Here is a 12,375-nt window from a genome sequence, read left to right as displayed (position 1 = left end):
TTTATTTACAATCTGTTTTAGAAACGTCAAAGAACCTAGGAGTTTTAACGAATTGAGTGACACATGTCCACTCTTGGTTTTGGCTCTCGCGGACATTCTTTACGTTGAGCTTGGTTTTCACCGCAAGGTCAAATCCTTGGTCCGGCGTTGTGAAATCCTGATAAGTGATTTCATACGTTTTATCAGCGTTCCAAAGATCCAAAGTCTCTTCCACGCTTTCAGTCGTCATGATCACGATTTCATCAATACGGCCGGCGAAAGCAGGGCTTGCTGCCAACAGAATAAAAATTAATAGTTTCTTCATCTTAGCTCCCAGAGTTGGGGCTTTTAATAGGATTTTTGCTGCAAATAGTCAAACGAAAATTGGGCGGAAATAATCCCGCCCTCTGCTTGATTTTAAAAGCGAATCACGACGCTTAAACCGAGGCGAATAACATCTTCATTAGGACAGAAGCGATTGGCATCGCAAGCATCTGGAGGAACGAAGACATCTAAGGAAACACGCGGCGAAGTGATATTTTGAACGGCACCATTGATGGCATCAATAATGTTCGAGGCTTTGGTGGCGATGGATTTGTACTGTGACTGAGTTAATTCCGTCGCACCACGATTGTAGACCAAGCGACGATCAATGGAAGAAGCCACGCGCTGATCCTGCAATCCCTGAGAGCCCGTATTTTTCATCACGAAAGACATGATAAGAAAGCGTTCGCGACGCTCATCCATCGCACCAAAATCACTTTCGCGGAAGACCGTGATCGACATGCGATCGCGGCGTGCAGAAATGCGAAAGTATGTTTCCGTGTCGCGATCATGCGGCAGAGTCATAATCACGGACCTGTCAGAGCGAGCCGCGCGCGCATTCGAGCCGTGTTTATTTGTGACTTCAGAAAGAAATTCGAATTCATCAATAGGAACGGTGATCACCGCCACGGCAAAAGGATTACGGCCGTCTTGAGCACACAAGCTTGAGATTTTCAGGCCGGTGGCGCCAGAAACTCTTAAGAAGGCTTGTTCACACGCTTTGTGATCGCGGGTGTCGACAGCAATAAGGAAGCCTCGGGCAAACGACTCTTCAGAATTTGCAAATGAGTTGAAGGCGCAAAGGACGATAGCACTAATAATTAAAATGCACGTTCTTTTCATGAGGTCTTTTTAACATAAGCCAGGTGCTCATGTGGGCCCCGAAATGTTTTCAGAAAAGAATTCTGAAGCTGTCGAAAGTATCGACAGCCTTGAATGTGGATAACCCCGTGGAATTCGCGACCACTAGAGAGTTTGCAAGAAAAGGATCAAATTGCGCTTATCCGCACTAGACAGAATTTCTTTTCCGTCTTTAAGGAAAATGCGCTCGTCATGACCTTTGTTACTCATGCCCTTTTTTCGAGTGTCAAAATAATGGTCACGCGTTTGCCATGACTTCGGAGTTTTATCTCCCAAAGGATAGCCATTGCACTCTAAATCGAAGTCTATGGCAGGATTCAGAGCGTCTCCGGAATAGTAAGCGACCGGACGACGATCCGACGGAGTCAAAAGAGCACAAAGGTTCGGAACCGAGTTGTTATGCAGGTACGGCCAACGAGCCCAGATACCTACAAGCGGTGGCGGTACATATCCTTCTTGGGCTTTAATCACGATGCCGTTCTTTTTTGAAATCGCAAGGTCATTGAGTTGCTCTAAAGACTTCATCCCCAGACGACGATAGGGATCTGTTCCCACATCGACAACAGGTGTGGATTGTTTGTAGCGAACTTGCACCGTTTTAAGCTGCTCTTTAAGCGGCAAGTTTTCTGAGCCTGCAAGGCTCCAGGCTTTATCGTAATTTCCATGGCATTTTGCGCAGTTCGTATTGAAGATTTGTTCTCCCAATTTCGCGCGGCCAAGATCAATTTTCTCTGCAGGAATGAAATCAGTAATCAAAGGTGCTTCTGAAGAAAACACAGCTGTTGTTAGCTCTTCGATAACGGCGCTGTTTTCTGCAAGCCATTTTTCTAATTGAACGAGATCTGCACCACGGCCTACCTCATTCCAGATGATATTAGTGAAAATAGGATTTCCACTTAAAACACTTCCGTCGGAAAGCCAGCGATTTTTGTATTTTAAATTCCACCACACAGCGGGCTTCGAATCGGCTGGATTATTATCTAAGATCGCATCATGACGAGGAAAGCGGGCATACCACTCGCTATAGCTTGCATAAGCATCTTTAGATCGACGATTTAATGACAAAGCCACTTGCGCCAAAGACGTATCTAGCCCCAAAGCAACAGGCTGCTTTAAAGAGACAAAACGCAGATGATCTTGCGCCTCAGATAGTAATTCGCGCTCGGCGTTCGTCGCTCCAGTATAGGCTTGGAAAAGATACGGATCTGTCACGGCCATCAACTTTTTAGCTTTGATGAAAAACTCATTCGCTTTTGGAAAACGATTGGTCATTCCTAAAACTGTTTTACCAAAAAGATTGCTCGAGTGGCAGGCGGCGCAACTGAAAGTGAATCCTTCAGCTCCATTTCGCTGAATTAGTCCCAAACCCATCAGATCATCAGGGCCGATGTTGTCTGGATAAGGAACGGCGTAGACTCCTTCATCCGTCTTTTTTGGATAGGGATGCAGGCCAAGGTTTTTTAGAACGTCGTTAAAAGAATCAAAGCCACTGACTCCGTGAAGAATGGACTGCACCCATTTTTTAAATGGATTCTTACTATCCTCTTCAATCAACCGCACCGTCGGCCAATAGGGCGGTAGCATCCCAGTCACTGTCACGGGATAGATCTGCGTATGGAGTTTTCCACGGTTTTTAATTTGGACAAAATCTTCATCCGGCCATTGATAGATGTTGTGGCGTCCATTTGTCGGGATGGCCACGCCGGCGGACCAATCTGGAGAAGACGCGAATGAATGGGAAGAAAGAATCAATAACAAGATCGTAATGAACTTCATGGCCCCAAGTTTATTCCTTGGGGACCATTACAAGACAATAATATTCTGAGCTTTTACAAAGATTAGCGGACGCTTTTTTGAAAATACTTCAGGGTGAGGACGACCTATTCGCCGTCATAGTTCGCAGTTACATTTCCTGCGCAATCAATTTCGTAATAGCCCCAGCAACTTGCTCCCGCGGCACAATAGCCTTCGGTCACTGCCGTAGACTGGTAGTTGAAGGCTTTTTGATTCCATTTCAATGAGCGAAGTGCGCGAGTCACGTCTTCTTGTGTAACTTCTTCGTCAGCCCACTCGAAGTCGTCAGAGGGCACAGTGCCAATGAGGGGAGTTAGGTAGTTGTTCAAAGCAACTGCGGCTTCTTGAACTGAAATGCATTGTATAGGTTGAAGAGGAAGTTCCAATTGTTGGGCAAAGCTTGTAGTTGAAAAAAGAGATACTAATGCCGTGAAAACCAACTTTTTCATGAAAGACTCCTTAATTTTCAGAGGCTTCTATCATGACCTTTAGGTGCAACCTAGTCTTTATCGAAGCCTTAATGGAATCTTAAAGAACAGTGAAATATTTCAACGCCAGCTGCAGTATGCTTTTGATAAACACCCTGTTTTGCAGCAAGCTCAAACTAAATGCGCCTATTTATAATTGCATCCATACTTTTCGCAGCGGCAAAAGCTTTTGCCTTCGATGTTCAGGAAGTTCGAATCGGAATTCCTGCGGGACTAGCTCCGCCTTTGCTTTTTGATGAAAAGTCCCCCGAAACAAAAGGACTCGTGGCTGAATACGCGGCGGCCTTGGCGCAGGCTATGGGGCGAACCAGCACCTTTAGCATTATCACGCGTTATCGTCTGGACAGCTATTTGCTGAAGGGCCAAGTGGATATGATGTGCTACACCAGTAAGGTGTGGGCGAGTAATCAAGATCAAATGGATTTCTCTAAAACTTTGTTTATAAAACGAGAAATTATTCTTGGGCCCGAGACTATGCCGAAAAAGGTTTCGGATCTAAAAGGGAAAACTATCGGGACCATGCTTCAGTACGTGTACCCGAAGTTAGATCCTTTGTTTCAGTCTAAACAACTTTTTCGGGAAGACAGCCTCAGTGAAGAGGCGAATTTAAAAAAGCTCCTCAACGGTCGTATCGACTATATTGTCACCGATGAAATTTTTGTGGACTATTTTAAGTTAAAGCATCCAAAAATCGATCGCAATCGCCAGCGCTTTTTTATGCAGGAATATCCGATTTCGTGTGCGGTCAGTCGCAAGGGGCGGGTGAAAGAAAAAGAAGTGAATGCCGCCGTTGATAAAATAAAATCCGACGGCACTCTACAGACGATCTTTAAAAAATATGGAGCGACATTAAGATAAATCCTGACGAAGGATTTATTCTTCACCATCCATACGCGCTTCGATTTTACCAGCGCAATCAACAACGTACCAACCCCAGCAAGAAGCACCCGCTGCGCAGTAACCGTCATAGACTGCGGAAGATTGATAGACTAAACCACGAGCGTCCCACTCGAGGGATTTAACTGCGTGAGCGACGTCTCTCGCTGTTAGAGGAACGTCGTCTTCTTTCAACCAGTTAAAATCATCAACAGGCACTGTACCCACAAGCGGATTCATATATTTTGCTAAAGAAGATTGCGCGTCTTGCAGGCTAATACACGCTCTAGGCTCAAGAGGAAGCTCAAGCTGTTCAGCCAAAGAAACTTGAGAAAAAGAAACCAAAACTGCCAAGAAAAGGAAAGCCACCGATTTCACAAAAGACCTCCGTCTAATTAGTTATATGGACGGGGAAGGGTGTACCAATACTTCCTGGAAATTGAAAGAGCAGCCTGTCAAGATTACATGCTGGATTTGGTTTAGATTTGGTTAAGATGGGCTCTTAAGAAGTAGGTTCTATTTGGAAGAAAAAAAACCCACGATGTTTTCACCGTGGGTTTTGATTTTTAAACCTAATCGCGAAGAAATTACTTCAACATAGATTTCAAAGTGATTCCCATCTCTGCTGGAGAGCGAGAAATCTTACAGCCTGCAGACATCAAAGCTTCGAACTTCGCTTCTGCTGTGCCTTTGCCGCCGCTGATGATTGCACCAGCGTGACCCATACGTTTACCTGCTGGAGCTGCTGCACCTGCGATGAACGCTGTCACTGGCTTTTTGAATTCACGTTTGATGTACTCTGCAGCTTCTTCTTCTGCAGATCCACCGATTTCACCGATCATGATCACGGCGTCAGTGTCTTTGTCTTTGTTGTACATCTCTAGAACGTCGATAAAGTTTGTTCCATTCACTGGGTCACCACCGATACCTACGCAAGTAGATTGGCCAAGGCCCAACGCCGTCAATTGACCAACAGCTTCGTAAGTCAATGTGCCAGAGCGTGAAAGAACGCCGATACGACCTGGTTTGTGAATGTGACCAGGCATGATACCGATTTTACATTCACCTGGAGTGATCACGCCCGGGCAGTTCGGACCCACCAAGCGAGTCTTTTTACCTTGCATGAATTTTTTCACTTTCACCATGTCTAGAACAGGAATGCCTTCAGTGATACAGATCACAAGGTCCAATTCAGCATCAACGGCTTCCATGATAGAGTCCGCTGCAAATGGAGGCGGAACGAAAATCACAGACGCATTACAGCCTGTTTTTTCTTTCGCATCCGCCACTGTGTTGAACACAGGAAGACCGATATGAGTTGTGCCACCTTTACCCGGAGTCACACCACCCACCATTTTTGTTCCGTAAGCAATAGCTTGCTCAGAGTGGAAAGTACCTTGAGCACCAGTGAAACCTTGGCAGATAACTTTAGTGTCTTTGTTAATAAGAATTGCCATGTCGATTATCCTTTTACCGCAGCAACGATCTTTTTAGCTGCATCTGTGAGGTCGTCAGCAGGAGTGATGTTCAATCCGCTTTCTCTCAACATTTTTTTACCAAGTTCTACGTTTGTACCTTCAAGACGGCACACAAGAGGAACTTTCAAGCCCAACTCTTTAGAAGCCGCGATCACACCTTCCGCGATGATGTCACATTTCATGATACCACCGAAGATGTTCACCAAGATCCCTTTTACGTTTGGATCTTTAAGGATGATTTTGAAAGCCGCAGTTACTTTTTCTTTATTGGCGCCGCCGCCAACATCCAAGAAGTTCGCCGGAGAAGCTCCGTGAAGTTTGATGATGTCTAGAGTTGCCATCGCAAGACCCGCACCGTTAACCAAGCAACCGATGTTTCCATCAAGCTTGATGAACGCAAGATCGTACTTAGAAGCTTCAATTTCAGAAGGTTCTTCTTCGTTCAGGTCACGAAGTTCGACGATGTCTTGGTGTCTGAAAAGAGCGTTGGAATCGAAGTTCATTTTCGCATCCAAGCAAAGAACTTCGCCTTCTTTAGTCACAACAAGCGGATTGATCTCTGCGATCGAACAATCTGTTGTGATGAATGCGTTGTAAAGACCTTGGAAGAACTTAACCGCTTTATTTACGATCTCTGGAGACATACCAATTTGGAAAGCCAACTGGCGAGCTTGGAAAGGCATCAAACCTACAGTAGGGTCGATGTCGACTTTTTTGATCGCGTTTGGATTGTGTTCAGCAACTTCCTCGATATCCATACCACCTTCAGAAGAAGCCATCATTGCAGCTCTTCCTGTAGCACGGTCGATCAAGCATGCAACGTAGTATTCTTTAGCGATGTTGCAACCTTGCTCGATGAAAACTTTTTGAACTACTTTACCTTCAGGACCTGTTTGGTGAGTCACCAAAGTCATGCCGATCATTTTTTTAGTTAGATCTTCAACTTCTTGCAAAGTCTTAGCAATCTTAACACCGCCGCCTTTACCGCGGCCACCAGCGTGAATCTGAGCTTTTACAACCCAAATATTTCCACCGATTTCTTTTGCAGCAGCCACTGCCTCTTCAGGTGAGTGCGCGACTTTACCTTTTAACGTCGCTACGCCAAATTTTCTGAGAATCTCTTTGGCCTGATACTCATGAATATTCATTTTATCTCCAATTCTAATTCAGAAAAGGCCTCTTTTGGAGGCCTTTAATCTTGGGCTGAAGCCCGATTACTGTACGTTTTTAAGAGCAGACACAAGCGCGCGAACGGCGTCTACTGACTTTTTGAATTCTTCTTGTTCCGCTGGGTTCATTTCGAACTTGTGAACTTTTTCGATACCTTTGCCACCGATAGTAGCAAGAACACCAACCATCAAACCTTCGTTCACACCGAACTCACCAGTCAACTCAACAGCCACTGGAAGAACGCGTTTTTGGTCTTTCAAGATAGCTTCAGCCATTTCGATCGCACCACGTGAAGGAGCGTAGTATGCAGAACCTGTTTTCAAGTGGCCGCCGATTTCAGCACCCGCTTGTTTCGTACGAGCTACGATGGCTGCGATTTTGTCAGCAGGAAGAAGCTCTGTCAGAGGAATACCAGAAACTGAAGCGTGACGAACTAGAGGCATCATCGCATCACCGTGGTTACCGATAACGATACCGTTGACGTCTTTAACAGACACGTTCAACTCTTCAGCGATGAATTCGCGGAAGCGAGCTGAATCCAAGCAACCGCCCATTCCGATAACGCGCTCACGAGGGAAGCCCAAGATTTGTTTTGCGTAAACGGCCATAACGTCCATTGGGTTACAAACTACGATCACGAAAGAATTTGGAGCGTATTTTTTTACGCCTTCACAAACATCTTTTACGATTTTCGCGTTGATACCAACAAGCTCATCGCGGCTCATGCCTGGTTTACGTGGCATACCTGCAGTGATGATAACAACGTCAGAGTCTGCGATATCTTCGTACTTGTTTGTGCCTTTGATTTTAGTATCGAACATTTCGATAGGACCTGCTTGAGCTAGATCCAAAGCTTTACCGATGGCTGCACCTTCATTGATGTCCAAGATAACAACATCGCCAAGTTCTTTTTGTGCTGCCCAGTGAGCAGTAGTTGAACCAACGAAACCCGCGCCGATAACGGCAATTTTATTTCTTTTGTGAGCCATGTAAATCTCCTTAAGGCTTCAAAACGAATGGAAAAAATTTAAACTTGCGTTCGATCACACATTCAATATCAAATCGTATTTAGAGACAACACTTACCGCTCGGCGCAGAGGCGTCGGCAGAAGAACTGGACGAAGCATGAGTATGATCCGCCTGCAAGACATCAAGGTCGCGTTCGACAATCACGTGGTGCTAAAAAGTGTCAGTCTTGATATCGCAATCGGTGAGTGCTTCGTCATTGTGGGTCCCAGCGGGCAGGGGAAGACCACCTTATTAAAAACCATGTCAGGACTTGTAACCCCTCAGAATGGCAAAGTTTTTATTGAACAAAAGGACTGGTTAACGCTAAGCAACAAAGAAAAGCTCCCGCTGCTGAAGCGCATGGGAATCTTGTTTCAAAAGAATGCTCTTTTTGACTCCCTGACTTGTGTTGAAAACATCTGCTTTCCTTTGCGCGAAACAACGAAACTGACGGATTGGGAAATTACAAAGAAAGCAGAGTATTTCTTGGATGCCGTGGGGATTCCTCACGCGCGTGATTTGTACCCCGACGAAATCAGCGGCGGGATGCAAAAACGCCTCGGAATTGCTAGAGCGCTCGCTCTAGACCCCGAGATCATTTTCTATGATGACCCAACGGCGGGGCTGGATCCCATCACGTCAAAAAAAATCATCGAACTGATTCTAAAACTGAAAAAAGAAAAAAACTCGACAGTCGTTGCAATTACAAACGACATGAATCGCGCTTATCAAATGGCCGATCGAATCGGAGTCGTTGTTGATCAGGAGCTCATCATTACGGGAACGCCTGAAGAAACACAGAAGCATTCAGATCCACGTGTGCATCAATTTGTCAGAGGCTTGCTGGACGGGCCTTTGACAGCGATGAACTGATTTTCTTTTTCGTAACAATCTGTATTCATTCACTGGATCTTTTGCGTTTCGTACGAGTGCGTATTCTAAAATCATGATTCAAGAATACAGTGCCGACTTCGTTCTTTATTGCCATTTTCTTTATGTTCTAGGAGTGCTTGTGCCTATTCCGCTCATTCTTATAGGTGGATGGCTTGATTGGCGTTGGGTTCGCAATCTGTGGCTTCGTCGCTTGCATCTTGCGATGATAGGAATCGTCGTTATCGAATCTGTTTTTGGAATTGCGTGCCCATTGACTGTGTGGGAAGAGCATTTAAGACAGGGAACCGGCGCTGAAGTGTCTTATCCTTCTGGATTTATCGCGGAATGGATTTCAAAAATTCTGTTTCAGGATTTTGAACCATGGGTGTTCATAGTTATGTACTTAGTGGGAGCCGCAGTGATAGCTGGACTCTACTTAAAAGTTCCTCCGCAAAAGCCCCAATACTAAATGCAGGTTGACCCGCTAAGTTTCCGACAACTAACATTGAGTTGTGATCGAATTTAAGAACCTCGTTAAGAGATTTGGAACAAGAACGGTGCTCAACGGATTAAGCTTGAAAATCCGCGAGGGCGAGATCATCTTCATTCTGGGGACATCCGGGACAGGAAAATCAGTTCTATTGAAAAATCTCGTAGGTCTTTTAACTCCCGACGAAGGTGAAATCTGGATCGACGATCAAGAGGTTTCTAAATTCACTGAGGAACAATATCTGCCGATTCGCAAAAAATGCGGCATGGTTTTTCAACATCCTGCTCTTTTTGATTCGTTGACTGTCTTCGAGAACGTGGCCTTCGGGCTTCGTCGCCACTACAACTTTGATGAAGCGACGATACAGGAAAAAGTAACGAAGGCTTTACGTCTTGTAAACTTGCAGGGAATCGAACAAAAAACTCCAGCGCAAATTTCTTATGGAATGCAAAAACGCGTGAGCCTCGCTCGCACCGTCGCTTTAGAGCCGCGCATTCTTCTTTTTGACGAACCTACCACGGGACTAGATCCGGTAACGACAACGGCCGTGAACCAACTGATCTTGGATCTTTCCCGAACTTTAAAAACAACGTCCTTAGTGGTCAGTCACGATATGAATTGTGCGCTTTCCATCGCCGACCGTATTGTGGTTTTAGATAAAGGGCAGATTGTTGCGCAAGGAACGCCGGATGAACTAAAAAAATCCGAAATCCCCCTCGTCAAAGATTTCTTGTCTGAGGTTTTAAGCGCATGACGGTCTTCATTTCTATTTTGGATGAAGTCGGGGGAGCCCTTCTTTTCCTACAGAAAATTCTCAGATCTCTTTTTTATAAAAAGATTAAAACCCATGAAGTTTTCGAACAAATATGGAAAGTCACGGCCGAAAGTTTTTTCACAACAGCGATGGCGGGATTTTTCGTCGGCGCAATTATGACTGTCCAGTTTGCCTTGCAGATGAAAGAGTTCGGCGCTTTAGGATATCTGGGTGGACTTGCAACCAGTGGAACATTCCGTGAAGTCGGGCCGTTACTTATCGCCTTTATGTTGAGCGGAAAAGTGGGAGCCTTTACTTCCGCAGAGTTAGGAACCATGCGTGTTACCGAACAAATCGATGCGGTTCGCTGTTTGGGCGCTGATCCCATGCAAGAAATCATCGCACCCAGATTTTTAGGGATCATCATCTCCAGTTTCTTCCTGCTGGGCGGCGGTCTTATTATGTCCGTGTTCGGTGGAATGTTGATGGGTTACGCGTTTGCTGGTGTGAACTTTGAAGAATATCTTCGTCATGTTCCCATGATCGTCAGTCCGGTTTCTATTTTAAGTGGTGTGATTAAGTGCGGCGCCTTTGCCCTTGTTTTAGCAACCATCTGTACTTTCAAGGGGTTCACTACTGCGGGCGGAGCCAAAGGTGTGGGTCGCGCGGTGGTCGCAACATCCGTTAGCACCATGATTTGCATCGTCGTTGTGGATTGGATGACAAGCTTTTTAGGCGAAGTGATCTTGCAAATGGTTCGAGGATATCGCTCATGATTACTTTAATCGCCGAAACCATGACAGGTGTTTTTAGTCCTCCTTTCCGCAGAAAAGAGTTCTTTCAACAGCTTTATTTCGTAGCGAACAAAAGTTTGATCATCATTCTTTTTTGCGTTTCTTTTGCCGCCATCGTAACTATTTTGGAATCATCATTCCACATGAAGCTAGTTATCCAAAATGACTCGATGGTGCCAGGCTTCGCAGCACTGCTTATTCTGCGTGAACTGGGAGCTATCCTTACCGCGCTTCTTCTGACATCGCGAGTGGGTGCGGGTTACGCCTCGGAAGTAGGTTCAATGCAAATCACTGAGCAGGTGGATGCATTTAAAATGCTGGGTATTGATCCCGTGAACTATCTTGTTGTACCGAGATTTCTGGCGTGCGTGCTGGGTTGTATGATGTTGACGATCATCGCGAATATGACGTGCATTTTTTCTGCTATCATCGTCAGCCAGCAATACTTAGGCTACACACCTTCCATGTTTCTAGCTTCGATGGATCGCTTCGTGCAATTTCAGGATTTGGTTTTTGCCGCCATAAAAGGTGCTTGCTTCGGTGGAGTGATTCCAATTGTAGCTTGTTACTTCGGGTTCCGGTGTCAACAAGGTGCCGAAGGTGTCGGGCGAGCGACGACGAACACCGTGGTCGTGGCTTCGATCGCAATTATTGTGATTGATTTTATTTTATCCTATACTTTTAGTTATCTTTATTAGGAGAACGTATGAAGGTTGAAACCAAGGTAGGTTTGCTGGCTCTTGTCTCTGTAGCGCTCATTGTGGTGTTCGCTTACTTTATGGGTTTCATTTCTCCTTTCTCAAACGCTAAAGAACTCAATGTCATGTACAACTATGCTGGCGGAATCGAAGAAGGATCTCCGGTCCGCGTGATGGGTATTAAAGTGGGCAAGGTAAAATCAATCCACTTCGACCCTTCTTATAAAATGGCGAACGGTGAAGAAGTGAAACTGCGTTTGACGATCACCGTGGATAAAAAAGCCTGGACTAGCGTCCGTAAAGATTCCAAGTTTTTCATCAACCTTGCAGGTGTGATCGGGGAAAAATTTTTAGAAATCTCTCCGGGAAGTGGTGAAGCGGCTGAATTTTCTTCGGGTGACTATGTTCGTGGAGAAGATCCTCCGCGTATCGATCAGTTGATCTCGCAAAGCTATGGTTTAGCGGGAAAGTTAATTGATCTTGTAGAAAAAAATGAAGGTTCGGTCAGCAATATGATTCAGCAGTTGGATAGACTGACGACAAACTTCAACAAAACGCTGGTTCTTTTGGATAAAACCACCAAGAATCAAGATGTGGCAAGATTGCTTGATAACGCGGTCAAAATCAGCGATGACATGGCATATTTTACTCACAATATGAGATCTAAGAAAGCGGAAGAAACTTATGACCTTGTTCATAAGCTCCTTTTTAGATTGGAACCATTAGATGGTCCCGCGATTAAAAAGTTCTTTCAGGAAGAAGGCGTAAGAGCCCGTATTTTTTAGATC

The 12,375-nt window shown here is 45.2% G+C and carries 15 protein-coding genes; 7 read left to right on the top strand and 8 right to left on the bottom strand.

Features of this window, described 5'->3' with window-relative positions:
• Position 1 precedes the first annotated feature (1 nt).
• The 4 genes from AZI85_RS02340 to AZI85_RS02325 all read right to left on the bottom strand — a co-directional run bounded on the left by AZI85_RS02340 (position 2) and on the right by AZI85_RS02325 (position 3,407).
• Positions 2 to 304: a hypothetical protein gene (locus tag AZI85_RS02340; RefSeq protein WP_063242550.1), complete on the bottom strand. Its 303-nt coding sequence runs from the start codon at positions 302 to 304 to the stop codon at positions 2 to 4.
• A 92-nt stretch (positions 305 to 396) separates the two neighbouring features.
• On the bottom strand, positions 397 to 1,146 hold the full coding sequence (locus tag AZI85_RS02335; protein WP_063242549.1) for a hypothetical protein: 750 nt from the start codon (positions 1,144 to 1,146) through the stop codon (positions 397 to 399).
• A gap of 123 nt (positions 1,147 to 1,269) precedes the next feature.
• The gene (locus AZI85_RS02330) at positions 1,270 to 2,940 is read right to left on the bottom strand and encodes a hypothetical protein (protein ID WP_063242548.1); all 1,671 of its coding nucleotides are present in this window, start codon (positions 2,938 to 2,940) and stop codon (positions 1,270 to 1,272) included.
• Positions 2,941 to 3,044: 104 nt separating this feature from the next.
• Complete coding sequence (locus tag AZI85_RS02325; protein WP_063242547.1) at positions 3,045 to 3,407, bottom strand: hypothetical protein; 363 nt, start codon at positions 3,405 to 3,407, stop codon at positions 3,045 to 3,047.
• A 159-nt stretch (positions 3,408 to 3,566) separates the two neighbouring features.
• Between AZI85_RS02325 and AZI85_RS02320 the strand changes: the two genes are divergently transcribed.
• Entirely contained in the window at positions 3,567 to 4,304 is a 738-nt protein-coding gene (locus AZI85_RS02320) for a substrate-binding periplasmic protein (RefSeq protein ID WP_063242546.1), read from the top strand.
• Positions 4,305 to 4,319: 15 nt separating this feature from the next.
• Here AZI85_RS02320 and AZI85_RS02315 read toward each other — a convergent pair whose 3' ends face one another.
• From AZI85_RS02315 to mdh, 4 genes are all read right to left on the bottom strand, one after another.
• Complete coding sequence (locus AZI85_RS02315) at positions 4,320 to 4,700, bottom strand: hypothetical protein (RefSeq protein WP_063242545.1); 381 nt, start codon at positions 4,698 to 4,700, stop codon at positions 4,320 to 4,322.
• A gap of 209 nt (positions 4,701 to 4,909) precedes the next feature.
• Positions 4,910 to 5,779 carry a succinate--CoA ligase subunit alpha gene (gene sucD / locus AZI85_RS02310; RefSeq protein WP_063242544.1) on the bottom strand — a complete coding sequence of 290 codons (870 nt, stop codon included), beginning with the start codon at positions 5,777 to 5,779 and terminating at the stop codon, positions 4,910 to 4,912.
• Between the two features lie 5 nt (positions 5,780 to 5,784).
• Positions 5,785 to 6,948 carry an ADP-forming succinate--CoA ligase subunit beta gene (gene sucC, locus AZI85_RS02305; protein ID WP_063242543.1) on the bottom strand — a complete coding sequence of 388 codons (1,164 nt, stop codon included), beginning with the start codon at positions 6,946 to 6,948 and terminating at the stop codon, positions 5,785 to 5,787.
• Positions 6,949 to 7,014: 66 nt separating this feature from the next.
• Entirely contained in the window at positions 7,015 to 7,959 is a 945-nt protein-coding gene (gene mdh, locus AZI85_RS02300) for a malate dehydrogenase (RefSeq protein ID WP_063242542.1), read from the bottom strand.
• Positions 7,960 to 8,095: 136 nt separating this feature from the next.
• Here mdh and AZI85_RS02295 point away from each other — a divergent pair, with 136 nt between their 5' ends.
• From AZI85_RS02295 to AZI85_RS02270, 6 genes are all read left to right on the top strand, one after another.
• Positions 8,096 to 8,851 carry an ABC transporter ATP-binding protein gene (locus AZI85_RS02295; protein ID WP_063242541.1) on the top strand — a complete coding sequence of 252 codons (756 nt, stop codon included), beginning with the start codon at positions 8,096 to 8,098 and terminating at the stop codon, positions 8,849 to 8,851.
• 73 nt (positions 8,852 to 8,924) lie between these two features.
• Positions 8,925 to 9,320 (top strand): DUF2784 domain-containing protein, encoded by a 396-nt coding sequence (locus AZI85_RS02290; RefSeq protein WP_063242540.1) that lies wholly within the window; start codon positions 8,925 to 8,927, stop codon positions 9,318 to 9,320.
• Between the two features lie 43 nt (positions 9,321 to 9,363).
• On the top strand, positions 9,364 to 10,095 hold the full coding sequence (locus AZI85_RS02285) for an ABC transporter ATP-binding protein (RefSeq protein ID WP_063242539.1): 732 nt from the start codon (positions 9,364 to 9,366) through the stop codon (positions 10,093 to 10,095).
• The gene (locus AZI85_RS02280; RefSeq protein WP_063242538.1) at positions 10,092 to 10,871 is read left to right on the top strand and encodes an MlaE family ABC transporter permease; all 780 of its coding nucleotides are present in this window, start codon (positions 10,092 to 10,094) and stop codon (positions 10,869 to 10,871) included. Before AZI85_RS02285 ends, AZI85_RS02280 begins: the two co-directional genes overlap by 4 nt.
• A complete protein-coding gene (locus AZI85_RS02275; RefSeq protein WP_063242537.1) occupies positions 10,868 to 11,587 on the top strand; it encodes an MlaE family ABC transporter permease in 720 nt (239 codons plus the stop codon). The genes AZI85_RS02280 and AZI85_RS02275 overlap by 4 nt, the downstream gene beginning before the upstream one ends.
• A gap of 8 nt (positions 11,588 to 11,595) precedes the next feature.
• On the top strand, positions 11,596 to 12,372 hold the full coding sequence (locus AZI85_RS02270; RefSeq protein WP_063242536.1) for an MlaD family protein: 777 nt from the start codon (positions 11,596 to 11,598) through the stop codon (positions 12,370 to 12,372).
• The last annotated feature ends 3 nt before the right edge of the window (positions 12,373 to 12,375 follow it).

This window comes from Bdellovibrio bacteriovorus (assembly GCF_001592755.1).
Lineage (GTDB): Bacteria > Bdellovibrionota > Bdellovibrionia > Bdellovibrionales > Bdellovibrionaceae > Bdellovibrio > Bdellovibrio bacteriovorus_E.
Note: the sequence above shows the minus strand (reverse complement) of the source record. Positions and strands in the feature narration are given on the sequence as shown.